15 protein-coding genes are annotated in these 15253 nt (G+C 71.9%); 14 read left to right on the plus strand and 1 reads right to left on the minus strand.

From position 1 onward, the window contains the following. Window positions 1-127: 127 nt before the first annotated feature. The gene (locus ACIGAQ_RS34140) at window positions 128-2326 is read right to left on the minus strand and encodes an elongation factor G-like protein EF-G2 (protein ID WP_399789879.1); all 2199 of its coding nucleotides are present in this window, start codon (window positions 2324-2326) and stop codon (window positions 128-130) included. A gap of 217 nt (window positions 2327-2543) precedes the next feature. On the opposite strand from ACIGAQ_RS34140, the gene pgsA reads away from it, so the two are divergent. The 14 genes from pgsA to ACIGAQ_RS34210 all read left to right on the plus strand — a co-directional run bounded on the left by pgsA (window position 2544) and on the right by ACIGAQ_RS34210 (window position 15213). After that, the gene (pgsA, locus tag ACIGAQ_RS34145; protein ID WP_311684398.1) at window positions 2544-3317 is read left to right on the plus strand and encodes a phosphatidylinositol phosphate synthase; all 774 of its coding nucleotides are present in this window, start codon (window positions 2544-2546) and stop codon (window positions 3315-3317) included. Then, window positions 3314-4222 (plus strand): phosphatidylinositol mannoside acyltransferase, encoded by a 909-nt coding sequence (locus tag ACIGAQ_RS34150; RefSeq protein WP_399789882.1) that lies wholly within the window; start codon window positions 3314-3316, stop codon window positions 4220-4222. The genes pgsA and ACIGAQ_RS34150 overlap by 4 nt, the downstream gene beginning before the upstream one ends. Beyond that, window positions 4219-5382 carry a glycosyltransferase family 4 protein gene (locus ACIGAQ_RS34155; RefSeq protein ID WP_399789885.1) on the plus strand — a complete coding sequence of 388 codons (1164 nt, stop codon included), beginning with the start codon at window positions 4219-4221 and terminating at the stop codon, window positions 5380-5382. The genes ACIGAQ_RS34150 and ACIGAQ_RS34155 overlap by 4 nt, the downstream gene beginning before the upstream one ends. Window positions 5383-5593: 211 nt before the next feature. Next, window positions 5594-6136 (plus strand): hypothetical protein, encoded by a 543-nt coding sequence (locus tag ACIGAQ_RS34160; protein ID WP_311684330.1) that lies wholly within the window; start codon window positions 5594-5596, stop codon window positions 6134-6136. 136 nt (window positions 6137-6272) lie between these two features. Continuing rightward, entirely contained in the window at window positions 6273-7178 is a 906-nt protein-coding gene (gene pdxS / locus ACIGAQ_RS34165; RefSeq protein WP_093908932.1) for a pyridoxal 5'-phosphate synthase lyase subunit PdxS, read from the plus strand. Window positions 7179-7185: 7 nt separating this feature from the next. Next, on the plus strand, window positions 7186-7794 hold the full coding sequence (pdxT, locus tag ACIGAQ_RS34170) for a pyridoxal 5'-phosphate synthase glutaminase subunit PdxT (RefSeq protein ID WP_399789890.1): 609 nt from the start codon (window positions 7186-7188) through the stop codon (window positions 7792-7794). Window positions 7795-7842: 48 nt separating this feature from the next. Then, window positions 7843-8595, plus strand: a complete 753-nt coding sequence (locus tag ACIGAQ_RS34175; RefSeq protein ID WP_031116589.1) for a YebC/PmpR family DNA-binding transcriptional regulator — start codon at window positions 7843-7845, stop codon at window positions 8593-8595. A gap of 105 nt (window positions 8596-8700) precedes the next feature. Next, on the plus strand, window positions 8701-9264 hold the full coding sequence (ruvC, locus tag ACIGAQ_RS34180) for a crossover junction endodeoxyribonuclease RuvC (RefSeq protein WP_311684338.1): 564 nt from the start codon (window positions 8701-8703) through the stop codon (window positions 9262-9264). Beyond that, on the plus strand, window positions 9261-9875 hold the full coding sequence (ruvA, locus tag ACIGAQ_RS34185) for a Holliday junction branch migration protein RuvA (RefSeq protein ID WP_399789893.1): 615 nt from the start codon (window positions 9261-9263) through the stop codon (window positions 9873-9875). The genes ruvC and ruvA overlap by 4 nt, the downstream gene beginning before the upstream one ends. 24 nt (window positions 9876-9899) lie before the next feature. Continuing rightward, complete coding sequence (ruvB, locus tag ACIGAQ_RS34190) at window positions 9900-10970, plus strand: Holliday junction branch migration DNA helicase RuvB (RefSeq protein WP_094057785.1); 1071 nt, start codon at window positions 9900-9902, stop codon at window positions 10968-10970. A 185-nt stretch (window positions 10971-11155) separates the two neighbouring features. Next, complete coding sequence (yajC, locus tag ACIGAQ_RS34195) at window positions 11156-11653, plus strand: preprotein translocase subunit YajC (protein ID WP_311684343.1); 498 nt, start codon at window positions 11156-11158, stop codon at window positions 11651-11653. 134 nt (window positions 11654-11787) lie between these two features. Continuing rightward, complete coding sequence (gene secD / locus ACIGAQ_RS34200; RefSeq protein ID WP_399789898.1) at window positions 11788-13560, plus strand: protein translocase subunit SecD; 1773 nt, start codon at window positions 11788-11790, stop codon at window positions 13558-13560. 1 nt (window position 13561) lies between these two features. Beyond that, entirely contained in the window at window positions 13562-14677 is a 1116-nt protein-coding gene (gene secF / locus ACIGAQ_RS34205) for a protein translocase subunit SecF (RefSeq protein ID WP_311684345.1), read from the plus strand. Continuing rightward, window positions 14674-15213, plus strand: a complete 540-nt coding sequence (locus ACIGAQ_RS34210; protein WP_311684347.1) for an adenine phosphoribosyltransferase — start codon at window positions 14674-14676, stop codon at window positions 15211-15213. Before secF ends, ACIGAQ_RS34210 begins: the two co-directional genes overlap by 4 nt. Window positions 15214-15253: the final 40 nt, after the last annotated feature.

Genomic DNA, 15253 nt, shown 5'->3' on the forward strand with positions numbered 1-15253 from the left:
GCACACCTGTTGATCAGGTCATCAGCGTATCGGCACGCACCGGCGCCCGTCGGCGGGCGGCCCGCAAGCCGCCCGCCGACCCGGAACGGGGCCCTCAAGGGGGCACTTGGAGGCGCCGGGGCGCCAACTACGAGGCCACGCGCGCCTCTTCGCGCACCCGGTCCGCGACCTGCTGCGGCATCGGCTCGTGGCGCGCGTAGCGACGGCTGAAGCGGGCCGTGCCGTGGGTCATCGACCGCAGGTCGATCGCGTAACGGCCGATCTCGATCTCCGGCACCTCGGCCCGGATCAGGGTGCGCCCGCCGGGCGTCTGCTCGGTGCCCAGCACCCGGCCGCGCCGCCCCGACAGGTCGCTCATCACGGCGCCCACGAAGTCGTCGCCGACCAGCACCGACACCTCCGCCACCGGCTCCAGCAGATGGATCCTCGCGCCGGCCGCGGCCTCCCGCAGCGCCAGCGCCCCGGCCGTCTGGAACGCGGCGTCGGAGGAGTCCACCGAGTGCGCCTTGCCGTCCCGCAGCGTCACGCGGACGTCGATCAGCGGGTGCCCGGCGGCGACCCCCTTGGCGGCCTGGGCCCGTACGCCCTTCTCCACCGACGGGATGAACTGCCGGGGCACCGCGCCGCCGACGACCTTGTCCACGAACTCGATGCCGGAGCCGCCCGGCAGCGGCTCGACCTCGATCTCACAGATGGCGAACTGACCGTGCCCGCCGGACTGCTTGACGTGCCGGCCGCGCCCGGCCGCCCTGGTCGCGAACGTCTCGCGCAGCGACACCCGGTGCGGGACGACGTCGACCTGGACGCCGTAGCGGCTGCGCAGCCGCTCCAGGGCCACGTCCGCGTGCGCCTCGCCCAGGCACCACAGGACCACCTGGTGGGTGTCCTGGTTCTGCTCCAGCCGCATGGTCGGGTCCTCGGCCACCAGCCGGGCCAGGCCCTGCGACAGCTTGTCCTCGTCCGGTTTGCTGTGTGCCTGGATGGCCAGCGGCAGCAGCGGGTCGGGCATCTGCCACGGCTCCATCAGCAGCGGGTCGTCCTTGGCGGACAGGGTGTCGCCCGTCTCGGCGCGGCTCAGCTTGGCCACGCACGCCAGGTCACCGGCGATCACGTGCGAGACGGGGCGCTGCTGCTTGCCGAACGGCGTGGACAGGGCACCGATCCGCTCGTCCACGTCGTGGTCCTCGTGGCCCCGGTCGGCCAGCCCGTGCCCGGAGACGTGGACCGTCTGGTCGGCGCGCAGGGTGCCCGAGAAGACACGGATCAGCGACAGCCGGCCCACGTACGGGTCCGAGGACGTCTTCACGACCTCCGCGACCAGCGGCGCGTCCGGGTCACAGGGCTTGAGCTCGCGCGGTTCTCCGTCGATCGTGGTGACCCGCACGGTCTCGTGCTCCAGCGGCGTCGGGAAGCCACCGGTGATCAGCTCCAGCAGCTCCACCGTGCCGAGCCCCTGCCGGGCGCCCTCGGCCGCGGGGGCGGCGGCCAGGACCGGGAAGAAGACCCCGCGCGCCACGGCCCGCTCCAGGTCGTCGATCAAGGTCTTGACGTCGACCGGCTCCCCGCCGAGGTAGCGGTCCATGAGGGTCTCGTCCTCGCTCTCCGAGATGATCCCCTCGATCAGCCGGTTGCGGGCCTCCTCGATCAGCGGCAGCTGCTCCTCGCCCGGCTCCGACTCCTTGCGCTCTCCGCTCGCGTAGTCGAACAGCTTCTGCGACAGCAGCCCGATCAGCCCGGTCACGGGCGCGTGTCCGTCGGGTGCCTGCGGGCCGTGCAGCGGCAGGTAGAGCGGCAGGACCGCGTCGGGGTCGTCCGCGCCGAAGGCCTCCGCGCAGATCCGGGTCATCTCCTCGAAGTCCGCGCGCGCCGCCTCCAGGTGCGTGACGACGATGGCCCGGGGCATCCCCACGGCCGCGCACTCCTCCCACACCATGCGCGTCGAGCCGTCCACGCCGTCCGAGGCCGAGACGACGAAGAGGGCCGCGTCCGCCGCCCGCAGACCGGCCCTGAGCTCACCGACGAAGTCGGCGTATCCGGGGGTGTCCAGGAGGTTGACCTTGATGCCGTCCCATTCGACGGGCACCAGGGAGAGCTGCACCGAGCGCTGCTGCCGGTGCTCGATGTCGTCGTAGTCGGAGACGGTGCCGCCGTCCTCCACGCGGCCCGCCCGGTTCACCGCCCCCGCGGTCAGCGCGAGGGCCTCCACCAACGTCGTCTTGCCCGATCCGGAGTGGCCGACCAGCACCACATTCCGTACGGACTGGGGGTGGTCGGCCGCCTGCGCCCTGCCGGCGGCTCCGGGGTGTGTCTGTGCCTTGTCGCCCATGATCCTGCCTCCCGTGCACGGTGAGGTCACTGGGGGCGCGGACAGCCGGAGCCGCGTGCGGTGCGGCTCCGGCGACGCCCGCGGTCTTTCGACCTTCCCACTGTCGTCACGGTGCGTCCATACGAGCGACGTCACCCCGCCGCCCGCCGGTGCCCCGCGGGTTCCCCCGAAAGGGGTCCGGGTGCCCGCCCCTCGCCGCCACGCGCGCGTGGCTACGATGGGCCCGCCGGTGGCCAGCAGGGGCCAGACGGCGACACCGACCCTCGGGAAGGCCATGCTGAACAAGTACGCGCGTGCATTCTTCACGCGTGTCCTCACACCGTTCGCCGCGTTTCTGATCCGCCGGGGCGTCAGCCCCGACACCGTCACACTCATCGGCACCGCCGGGGTGGTGGCGGGCGCGCTGGTCTTCTACCCCATGGGCGAGTTCTTCTGGGGCACGGTCGTGATCACGCTGTTCGTGTTCTCCGACCTCGTCGACGGCAACATGGCCCGCCAGCTCGGCCGGTCCAGCCGCTGGGGCGCCTTCCTCGACTCCACGCTCGACCGGGTGGCCGACGGCGCGATCTTCGGCGGCTTCATCCTCTGGTACGCCGGCGGTGGCGACGACCTGGTGCTGTGCGCCGTCTCGATCTTCTGCCTGGCCAGCGGGCAGGTGGTGTCGTACACCAAGGCCCGCGGCGAGTCGATCGGCCTGCCCGTCGCGGTCAACGGGCTCGTGGAGCGCGCCGAGCGGCTGGTGATCTCCCTGGTCGCCGCGGGCCTGGCCGGCCTGCACGCGTTCGGCGTACCGGGCATCCAGTACCTGCTGCCGGTCGCCCTGTGGATCGTCGCCGTGGGCAGCCTCGTCACGCTGATCCAGCGGGTCGTCACGGTCCGCCGGGAGTCCGCCGAGGCCGAGGCGGCCGCGGCCCCGCAGGACCGCACCGGCGCGCAGGACGATGGAGGCGAGCAGCAGAACGCCTCCCACGGGAGCGAGGCGGCCACGTGAGCGCCCAGGACCGGCTGACGGACGCGCTGTACGGCCTCGGCTGGAGCACCGTCAAGAAGCTCCCCGAGCCGGTCGCCGTACGGCTCGGCCGCACCATCGCCGACGCCGCCTGGAAGCAGCGCGGCAAGGGCGTGCAGCGCCTGGAGAGCAACTACGCGCGCGTGGTGCCGGGCGCGGGCCCCGAGCGCCTCGCCGAGCTGTCCCGCGCGGGCATGCGGTCGTATCTGCGCTACTGGATGGAGTCATTCCGCCTCCCCGCCTGGAGCAGGGAGCGGATCGCGGAGGGCTTCACCGCCAAGGACCTGCACCACCTCACCGAGGGCATGGACGCGGGCAGGGGCGTGATCCTGGCCCTGCCGCACCTGGCCAACTGGGACCTGGCCGGCGCCTGGGTCACCACCCGGCTCGGCATCCCCTTCACCACGGTCGCCGAGCGCCTCAAGCCCGAGACGCTCTACGACCGGTTCGTCGCCTACCGCGAGGGCCTCGGCATGGAGGTCCTGCCGCACAGCGGCGGCAGCGCCTTCGGCACCCTGGCCAGGCGGCTGCGCGACGGCGGCCTGGTCTGCCTGGTCGCCGACCGCGACCTGTCCGCCTCCGGCGTCGAGGTGGACTTCTTCGGCGACACCGCCCGCATGCCGGCCGGACCCGCCCTGCTCGCCCAGCAGACGGGCGCCCTGCTGCTGCCCGTCACCCTCTGGTACGACGACTCGCCCGTCATGCGCGGCCGCGTCCACCCGCCCGTCGAGGTGCCCGAGTCAGGCACGCGCGCCGAGAAGACGTCTGTCATGACACAGGCGCTGGCCGACGCCTTCGCCACCGGCATCGCCGACCATCCGGAGGACTGGCACATGCTGCAGCGCTTGTGGCTCGCGGACCTCGACCCCGCGAAGGGACGCCCGTGAGGATCGGCATCGTCTGCCCCTACTCCTGGGACGTACCGGGCGGGGTCCAGTTCCACATCCGCGACCTCGCCGAGTACTTCCTGCGCCTCGGCCACGAGGTGTCCGTCCTGGCCCCGGCCGACGACGACACCCCGCTGCCGCCGTACGTCGTCTCGGCCGGGCGCGCGGTTCCGGTGCCGTACAACGGCTCGGTGGCCCGGCTGAACTTCGGCTTCCTGAGCGCCGCCCGGGTGCGCCGCTGGCTGCACGAGGGCGCGTTCGACGTGATCCACATCCACGAGCCGACCTCGCCGTCGCTGGGTCTGCTGGCCTGCTGGGCCGCCCAGGGACCCATCGTGGCGACCTTCCACACGTCCAACCCGCGCTCCCGCGCCATGATCGCCGCGTACTCGATCCTCCAGGCGGCCCTGGAGAAGATCAGCGCCCGGATCGCGGTGAGCGAGTACGCCCGGCGCACGCTCGTGGAGCACCTCGGCGGGGACGCGGTGGTGATCCCCAACGGCGTCGACGTCGACTTCTTCGCCCGGGCCGAGCCCAAGGCCGAGTGGCAGGGCGACACGATCGGCTTCATCGGGCGCATCGACGAGCCCCGCAAGGGCCTGCCGGTGCTGATGAAGGCCCTGCCGAAGATCCTCGCCGCCCGGCCGCAGGCCCGGCTGCTCGTCGCCGGACGCGGCGACGAGAAGGAGGCCGTGGAGTCCCTGCCCGTCGAGCTGCGCCCCCGCGTGGAGTTCCTCGGCATGGTCAGCGACGAGGACAAGGCGCGCTTCCTGCGCAGCGTCGACCTGTACGTCGCGCCCAACACCGGCGGCGAGAGCTTCGGCATCATCCTCGTCGAGGCCATGTCCGCCGGAGCTCCCGTCCTCGCCTCCGACCTGGACGCCTTCGCCCAGGTCCTGGACCGGGGGGCGGCGGGCGAACTGTTCCCCAACGAGGACGCCGACGCCCTGGCCGACGCGGCCGTACGCCTCCTGGAGGACCCGGAGCGGCGTGCGGAGCTGCGCGCGCGGGGCAGCGCCCACGTGCGCCGCTTCGACTGGTCGACCGTCGGCGCGGACATCCTCTCCGTCTACGAGACGGTGACGGCGGGCGCGGCGGCGGTCGCCGAGGACGAGCGGACCAGCGGCCTGTGGGGACGGCTGGGCCTGGCACGGGACTGACGCGAGACCGCCGGCCGGGGAGCCGGTCAGCCCGTACGGCGTCCGGGGATCGCGGGGCGCGCCACCCCGCCCGTCCGGCGTCTGCGGACGAGGCCGTTCAGGCCGGCAGCGGGGGCCCGGGGGCGGCAGCCCCCTGAAGACCCGGGCGACGTCCCACCCCCGGCAAGACACCCCGGCCGGCCGGTGGAACGCCCCGGTAGCCTCTTGGCCCGTGACCGCAACCCTCATCTGGATCCTCGTCGCCCTCGCGGCGATCGGCCTCTACCTGAGCTGGACCGCCGGGCGGCTGGACCGGCTGCACGCCCGGATCGACGCCGCCCGCGCCGCGCTCGACGCGCAGCTGCTGCGCCGCGCCTCGGTCGCCCAGGAACTGGCCACCTCCGGCGTGCTCGACCCGGCCGCGTCGATCGTCCTCTACGAGGCCGCGCACGCCGCCCGGCAGGCCGAGGAGGAGCAGCGGGAGGTCGCCGAGAGCGAGCTGAGCCAGGCGCTGCGGGCCGTGTTCGAGGAACCGGCGCAGGTGGAGGCGGTGCGCGGCGCGCCCGGGGGAGAGGAAGCGGCCCGGGAGCTCACCGAGGCGGTCCGCAGGGTCCCGATGGCCCGGCGCTTCCACAACGACGCCGTACGCGCCGCCCGGGCCCTGCGCCGGCACCGCAAGGTGCGCTGGTTCCGCCTGGCCGGTCACGCGCCCTTCCCCCTGGCCTTCGAGATGGACGACGAGCCTCCGGCAGCCCTGGTGGACCGGGCCGCCTGACCTCGTTCACCTGCCGTTTTCCGCCGGTGCCCCGGAAAAGGATCCACGGCGTTCCCATTGGCCCTTGATGTGGCCTGGTCCCCTCACGTTTCCTCGGTGCTGCAGAAAACCCTCTTTCCCATCAGCGAGGTCACCCGTGTCCATCTCCGAAAACCAGGCTCCCGAGACCGGCACCGCCCGTGTGAAGCGCGGCATGGCCGAGCAGCTCAAGGGCGGCGTCATCATGGACGTCGTCACGCCGGAGCAGGCGAAGATCGCCGAGGACGCGGGCGCCGTGGCCGTCATGGCCCTGGAGCGGGTCCCGGCCGACATCCGCAAGGACGGCGGCGTGGCCCGCATGTCCGACCCGGACATGATCGAGGGCATCATCGAGGCCGTCTCCATCCCGGTCATGGCCAAGTCCCGCATCGGCCACTTCGTCGAGGCCCAGGTCCTCCAGTCCCTCGGTGTGGACTACATCGACGAGTCCGAGGTCCTCACCCCGGCCGACGAGGTCAACCACTCCGACAAGTGGTCCTTCACCACGCCGTTCGTCTGCGGCGCCACCAACCTGGGCGAGGCCCTGCGCCGCATCGCCGAGGGCGCCGCGATGATCCGCTCCAAGGGCGAGGCCGGCACCGGCAACGTCGTCGAGGCCGTCCGCCACCTGCGCCAGATCAAGAACGAGATCGCCAAGCTGCGCGGCTTCGACAACCACGAGCTGTACGCCGCCGCCAAGGAACTGCGCGCCCCGTACGAGCTGGTCAAGGAGGTCGCCGAGCTCGGCAAGCTCCCGGTCGTGCTGTTCTCCGCCGGCGGCGTCGCCACCCCGGCCGACGCGGCCCTGATGCGCCAGCTCGGCGCCGAGGGCGTCTTCGTCGGCTCCGGCATCTTCAAGTCGGGCGACCCGGCCAAGCGCGCCGCCGCCATCGTGAAGGCCACCACCTTCTACGACGACCCGAAGATCATCGCGGACGCGTCCCGCAACCTGGGCGAGGCCATGGTCGGCATCAACTGCGACACCCTCCCCGAGACCGAGCGCTACGCCAACCGCGGCTGGTAGAGCACCCATGACCGAAGCACCTGTCATAGGCGTCCTGGCTCTCCAGGGCGACGTACGGGAGCACCTGGTGGCCCTGGCCGCGGCCGACGCCGTGGCCAGGCCGGTGCGCCGCCCCGAGGAACTCGCCGAGGTGGACGGCCTGGTCATCCCCGGCGGGGAGTCCACGACCATCTCGAAGCTGGCCGTGCTGTTCGGCGTGATGGAGCCGCTGCGCACGCGCGTGCGGGACGGCCTGCCCGTCTACGGCACCTGCGCCGGCATGATCATGCTCGCGGACAAGATCCTGGACCCGCGCTCGGGCCAGGAGACGGTCGGCGGCATCGACATGATCGTGCGCCGCAACGCCTTCGGCCGGCAGAACGAGTCCTTCGAGGCGGCCGTCGACGTCGCGGGCATCGAGGGCGACCCGGTGGAGGGCGTCTTCATCCGCGCCCCGTGGGTCGAGTCCGTCGGCGCCCGGACCGAGGTGCTCGCCGAGCACGACGGCCACATCGTCGCCGTGCGCCAGGGCAACGCGCTGGCCACGTCGTTCCACCCGGAGCTGACCGGCGACCACCGGGTGCACGCCCTGTTCGTCGCCATGGTGAGGGCGAACCGGACAGCCGACTCCTTGTAGGATTCCTGCGTTCGTTGCTGAGATGGGTTACGCGAAGGAGACAGGCAGATGTCCGGCCACTCTAAATGGGCCACGACGAAGCACAAGAAGGCCGTCATCGATGCCAAGCGCGGCAAGCTCTTCGCGAAGCTGATCAAGAACATCGAGGTGGCGGCCCGGATGGGCGGCGCCGACCCCGAGGGCAACCCGACGCTCTACGACGCCATCCAGAAGGCGAAGAAGTCGTCGGTCCCCAACAAGAACATCGACTCCGCGGTCAAGCGCGGCGCGGGCCTGGAGGCCGGCGGCGCCGACTACGAGACGATCATGTACGAGGGCTACGGCCCGAACGGCGTCGCGGTGCTCATCGAGTGCCTCACCGACAACCGCAACCGCGCCGCCTCCGAGGTCCGCGTCGCCATGACCCGCAACGGCGGCTCCATGGCCGACCCGGGCTCGGTTTCGTACCTGTTCAACCGCAAGGGCGTCGTGATCGTCCCCAAGGGCGAGCTGACCGAGGACGACGTCCTCGGCGCCGTCCTGGACGCCGGTGCCGAGGAGGTCAACGACCTCGGCGAGACTTTCGAGGTCATCAGCGAGGCCACCGACCTGGTCGCCGTCCGCACCGCCCTCCAGGACGCCGGCATCGACTACGACTCCGCCGACGCCAACTTCGTCCCGACCATGCAGGTCGAACTGGACGAGGAGGGCGCCAAGAAGATCTTCAAGCTGATCGACGCGCTGGAGGACAGCGACGACGTGCAGAACGTCTTCGCCAACTTCGACGTCAGCGACGAGGTCATGGAGAAGGTCGACGCCTGACCCGCGCACGAGAGCAACGGGCCGACGGGACACACCCCGTCGGCCCGTCGCGTTGTCGGTGGCACCCGATAGCCTGCACAAACAGGTGACCGAAAGGGAGGGCGCGTGCGCGTGCTGGGGGTGGACCCGGGACTGACCCGGTGCGGTGTGGGCGTCGTCGAGGGCGTCGCCGGACGGCCGCTGACGATGATCGGCGTGGGCGTGGTCCGCACCCCCGCCGACGCGGAGCTGGGCCACCGCCTCGTCGCCGTCGAGCAGGGCATCGAGCAGTGGCTCGACGAGCACCGCCCCGAGTTCGTCGCCGTGGAGCGCGTCTTCAGCCAGCACAACGTCCGCACGGTGATGGGCACGGCCCAGGCCAGCGCCGTCGCCATGCTCTGCGCCGCCCGCCGCGGCATCCCTGTGGCGCTGCACACCCCGAGCGAGGTGAAGGCCGCCGTCACCGGCAGCGGCCGGGCCGACAAGGCCCAGGTGGGCGCCATGGTCACCCGGCTGCTCCGGCTCAGCGCACCGCCCAAGCCCGCCGACGCGGCCGACGCCCTCGCCCTCGCCATCTGCCACATCTGGCGCGCCCCCGCGCAGAACCGACTCCAGCAGGCCGTCGCCCGGCACACCGCCGCGGCGCCGGCCACGGCACCGACCCCAGCATCGAAAGGCCGTACGGCATGATCGCCTTCGTCAGCGGCACAGTGGCCGCACTCGCCCCGGACGCCGCGGTCGTCGAGGTCGGCGGGGTCGGCGGGGTCGGCATGGCCGTCCAGTGCACGCCGAACACGCTGTCCACGCTCCGCATGGGCCAGCCGGCCAAGCTCCACACGTCCCTGGTCGTGCGCGAGGACTCCCTCACCCTGTACGGCTTCGCCGACGACGACGAGCGGCAGGTCTTCGAACTGCTCCAGACCGCGAGCGGCGTCGGCCCGCGGCTGGCCCAGGCGATGCTCGCCGTGCACACCCCCGACGCCCTGCGCCGGGCCGTCTCCACCGGCGACGAGAAGGCCCTCACCGCCGTGCCCGGCATCGGCAAGAAGGGTGCCCAGAAGCTGCTGCTGGAGCTGAAGGACCGGCTCGGCGCCCCGGTCGGCGCACCCGCCGTCGGCGCACCGGCCGGCTCCGGCTGGCGCGACCAGCTGCACGCTGCCCTGATCGGTCTCGGGTACGCGACCCGCGAGGCCGACGAGGCCGTCGCCGCCGTGGCCCCGCAGGCCGAGGCCGCCGAGGGCACGCCCCAGGTGGGCCAGTTGCTCAAGGCGGCCCTGCAGACCCTCAACCGCGCCCGCTGACCCCCACGACCCGAGGCACATCACATGAACTGGGACGACACGACCGACGCCGAGGCCGCCGAGCGGCTGGTGGGCCCGGTCGCCGACCGTGAGGACCAGGCCGTCGAGGCGGCCCTGCGCCCCAAGGACCTGGGCGAGTTCATCGGCCAGGAGAAGGTCCGCGAACAGCTCGACCTCGTCCTGCGCGCCGCACGCGCGCGTGGTGCCACCGCCGACCACGTGCTGCTCTCCGGCGCCCCCGGCCTCGGCAAGACCACCCTGTCGATGATCATCGCGGCCGAGATGGGCGCCCCCATCCGCATCACGTCGGGCCCCGCCATCCAGCACGCCGGTGACCTCGCCGCGATCCTCTCCTCGCTCCAGGAGGGCGAGGTCCTCTTCCTCGACGAGATCCACCGCATGTCCCGGCCCGCCGAGGAGATGCTGTACATGGCGATGGAGGACTTCCGCGTCGACGTGATCGTCGGCAAGGGCCCCGGCGCCACCGCCATCCCGCTGGAGCTGCCCCCCTTCACCCTGGTCGGCGCCACCACCCGGGCCGGACTGCTGCCGCCCCCGCTGCGCGACCGCTTCGGCTTCACCGCGCACATGGAGTTCTACGAACCGGCCGAACTGGAGCGGGTCGTCCACCGCTCGGCGAACCTCCTGGAGGTCGAGATCGACGCGGCGGGCGCCGCCGAGATCGCCGGCCGCTCCCGCGGCACCCCGCGCATCGCCAACCGCCTGCTGCGCCGCGTCCGGGACTACGCGCAGGTCAAGGCCGACGGGCTGATCACGCGGGACATCGCCGCGGCCGCCCTCGCCGTCTACGAGGTGGACGCGCGCGGCCTCGACCGCCTAGACCGGGCCGTGCTGGAAGCCCTCCTCAAGCTGTTCGGCGGCGGCCCCGTCGGCCTGTCCACGCTCGCTGTCGCGGTGGGGGAGGAGCGTGAGACGGTGGAAGAGGTGGCCGAACCCTTCCTCGTACGGGAAGGACTGCTCGCACGCACCCCGCGCGGCCGGGTCGCCACACCCGCCGCCTGGGCGCACCTCGGCCTCACCCCGCCCCGCTCCCAGACCGCCGGAAACGGACAACAGGACCTGTTCGGGGCGTGACGGCGCTCTCGCCGCTCCGGGTCGGCGAGGACAGTGGCCGGAGCAGGAACCCCGGTGCCATGCTGAGCGTTGTTCCATGCGCGCGGACTCGCTTAGACTCCGCCGATGCCGCCTTTGTCGGCGGCGTACACACCCCCAACCATCTGGCCGCTCACAGCGCGGTCGTGTGAAGGAAGTACCGACCCGTGAGTCTCCTGACCCTCCTCCCGTTCATCGTGCTCATCGGGGCCATGTTCCTGATGACCCGATCGGCCAAGAAGAAGCAGCAGCAGGCCGTGGAGATGCGGAACCAAATGCAGCCCGGCAGCGGTGTCCGCACCATCGGGGGCATGTACGCCACGGTCAAGGAGGTCAACGAGGACACCGTCCTCCTCGACGCCGGGCCGGGCGTCGAGCTCCTCTTCGCCAAGAACGCCATCGGTGCCGTCCTCACCGACGACGAGTACAACCGCATCGTCCACGGCATCGAGCACGACCTGAAGTCCGACGCCGACCTCGTCCCGGACGACGCCTCCTCCCTCACCGAGACCGGCGACTCCGCCACCGACGCCCCCGCTGACGACAAGGCCGTCGACCTCGGCAAGAAGGACACGGCCGACGCAGCGGCCGACGAGGCCCCGGCCGGCGAGGCGAAGACGGACGCAGAGCCGAAGAAGACCGACGGCGACTCCGAGGCGAAGTAGTCGTGTCCCGGGGTGCGCGGGCCGGGTCCCGCGCGCCCCGGGACACGCCATAGCTCGCACGGAATCCCGACACCATGTCATGGCCGCCCGTCCGCCGACCCGGAGCGAGGTGGCCCGAGAGGGAGTACGAGAAGGTGGCCACACCTAAAAAGGGCCGGAGCGCGAGCGCCCAGAGCAAGCCGGGGCGCTCGCTGGCCCTGATCCTGATCGCCATCGCGGCGCTCACCGGTGGAATGTTCGCCTCGGGGCACACGACCCCGCGCCTCGGCATCGACCTGGCCGGCGGCACGAGCATCACGCTCCGGGCGGTCCCCGAGGCAGGCAACGAGTCGGCGATCAACAAGACCAACATGGACACCGCAGTCTCCATCATGGAGCGCCGTGTCAATGGTCTGGGCGTCTCCGAGTCCGAGGTCCAGACGCAGGGCCGGGAAAACATCATCGTCAACATTCCCAAGGGCACCAACTCGGAGCAGGCCCGCAAGCAGGTCGGCACCACCGCCAAGCTCTACTTCCGCCCGGTCCTCGCCACCGAGGTCTCCGGCGGCGGCACGGCCCCGTCGCCGAGCCCCACGGGCAGCCCTTCCGGCAGCCCCTCGGGCCAGCCGTCCGGCAAGGCCAGCGACAAGCCGGAGGCCACCGACAAGGGATCCGGCTCCCCGTCCGCCTCTGCCACCACCCAGGGGCGCGCGGTCACGGACGCGCTCAAGGCCGACGCCACGCCGTCCGCGAGCGCCTCGGACCCGGCGAAGAACAGCCCCTCCCCGTCCGCGAGCGGCGGCTCCGGCGAAGCCGCCGCCGGCAAGCTCCAGGAGCAGTACGCCAAGCTCGACTGCACCGACGAGAAGACCCGCTCCACCGTCGGCGACACCGCCAAGGCCTCCGACCCGACGCTGGCCTGCGGCCAGAACGCGCAGGGCCAGTGGCAGAAGTACATCCTCGGCCCCGCCGAGGTCGACGGCACGGACGTCGACAAGGCCCAGGCCGTCCTGAACACCCAGACCGGTGCCGGCTGGACCGTCACCATGGACTTCACGGACGGCGGCGCCAAGAAGTTCGCGGACATCACCGGCAAGCTGGCGCAGAACCAGTCGCCGCAGAACCAGTTCGCGATCGTCCTCGACGGTGACGTGGTCTCCGACCCGTACGTCCGGCAGGCGCTGACCGGCGGCAACGCCGAGATCTCGGGCAACTTCAACCAGCAGTCGGCCCAGGAACTGGCCAACATGCTGACGTACGGCGCGCTGCCGCTGACCTTCAAGGTCGACAGCATGACCACCGTGACCGCCGCGCTGGGCGGTGACCAGCTCCAGGCCGGTCTGATCGCCGGCGCCATCGGCCTCGCGCTGGTCGTGATCTACCTGCTGGCCTACTACCGGGGCCTGTCCTTCATCGCGATCCTGTCGCTGCTGGTCTCGGCCGCCCTGACCTACACGATCATGTCGCTGCTCGGCCCGACCATCGGCTTCGCGCTGAACCTCCCGGCCGTCTGCGGTGCCATCGTCGCCATCGGCATCACGGCGGACTCGTTCATCGTGTACTTCGAACGCGTCCGCGACGAGATCCGCGAGGGCCGCTCGCTGCGCCCCGCCGTCGAGCGGGCCTGGCCGCGCGCCCGGCGCACCATCCTGGTCTCGGACTTCGTGTCGTTCCTCGCCGCGGCGGTGCTGTTCATCGTGACCGTCGGCAAGGTCCAGGGCTTCGCGTTCACGCTCGGCCTGACCACTCTGCTCGACGTGGTCGTGGTCTTCCTCTTCACCAAGCCGCTGCTGACGCTGATGGCCCGCCGCCCGTTCTTCGCCAACGGCCACAAGTGGTCCGGCCTCGACCCGAAGAGCCTGGGTGCCCAGCCCCCGCTGCGCCGCACCCGCCGCCCCGCCGCCCCCGTCGACCCCAAGGAGGCCTGAGATGTCGAAACTCGGCAACCTCGGCGCCCGACTGCACCGTGGCGAGGTCGGCTACGACTTCGTCAAGAACCGCAAGATCTGGTACGGCCTGTCCATCCTGATCACCATCACGGCCATCGTGGGCCTGGCGGTCCGCGGCCTGAACATGGGCATCGAGTTCCAGGGCGGCGCCGTCTTCAACACCCCGAAGAACACGGCCGCTTCGGTGACCCAGGCCGAGGAGTACGCGGAAGAGGCCTCCGGCCACGACGCGATCGTCCAGAAGCTCGGCGACGGCAGCCTGCGCATCCAGGTCGCCGGCATCGACACGGGCGCGGCCAACGAGATCAAGAACACCCTCGCCGACGACCTCAAGATCGACCCGGAGCAGATCAACGCCGAGCTGGTCGGCCCCAGCTGGGGTGAGCAGATCGCCAACAAGGCGTGGCAGGGCCTCGGCATCTTCCTGGTCCTCGTGGTGATCTATCTGGCGATCGCCTTCGAGTGGAGAATGGCGGTCGCCGCGTTCGTCGCCCTGATCCACGACATCACGATCACGGTCGGCATCTACGCCCTGGTCGGTTTCGAGGTCACACCGGGCACGGTGATCGGTCTGCTGACCATCCTCGGCTACTCGCTCTACGACACGGTCGTGGTCTTCGACAGCCTCAAGGAACAGACCAAGGACCTCACCAAGCAGACCCGCTGGACCTACAGCGACGTCGCCAACCGGTCGATCAACAGCACCCTGGTGCGTTCCATCAACACCACGGTGGTCGCGCTGCTGCCGGTGGCGGGCCTGCTGTTCATCGGTGGCGGTGTGCTCGGCGCCGGCATGCTGAACGACATCTCGCTGTCCCTGTTCGTCGGCCTCGCCGCCGGTGCCTACTCCTCGATCTTCATCGCCACGCCGCTCGTCGCCGACCTCAAGGAGCGCGAGCCGCAGATGAAGGCCCTCAGGAAGCGCGTCCTGGCCAAGCGGGCCCAGTCCGCCGCCAAGGGCGAGACCGACGTCCACGAGGACGAGGCGTACGCCGGTGAACCCGAGGACGACGCCGCTCCCGCGGTCGTGGGCCCGCGCAACCAGCCCGCGTCCCGCACCCGCGGCCGCGGCCGTCCCTCCGGGAAGCGCCGATGACCGACATCGGGGAGCTGCTGCTCAGCCGCATCAGGGACGTGGCCGACTACCCGGAGCCGGGCGTGATGTTCAAGGACATCACCCCGCTCCTGGCGGACCCGGCGGCGTTCACGGCCCTCACGGACGCCCTCGCCGAGATCGCCGGGCGCACCGGCGCCACCAAGGTCGTCGGCCTGGAGGCCCGCGGCTTCATCCTCGGCGCCCCGGTCGCCGTCCGCGCCGGCCTCGGCTTCATCCCCGTGCGCAAGGCGGGCAAGCTCCCCGGGGCCACCCTCGCCCAGGCCTACGACCTGGAGTACGGCTCGGCGGAGATCGAGGTGCACGCCGAGGACCTCAGCGCCGACGACCGCGTCCTGGTCGTCGACGACGTCCTCGCCACCGGCGGCACCGCCGAGGCCTCGGTCCAGCTCATCCGCCGGGCCGGCGCCGAGGTCGCGGGTCTCGCCGTCCTGATGGAACTCGGCTTCCTCGGCGGCCGTGCCCGCCTGGAGCCGGCCCTGGCCGGCGCCCCGCTGGAGGCGCTGCTCACGGTCTAGCAACCCCGGCGCCGAGCGGCACGCACCGGCACGACACCGC

The sequence above is a fragment of the Streptomyces sp. NPDC085932 genome (assembly GCF_044540525.1).
GTDB lineage: Bacteria > Actinomycetota > Actinomycetes > Streptomycetales > Streptomycetaceae > Streptomyces > Streptomyces levis.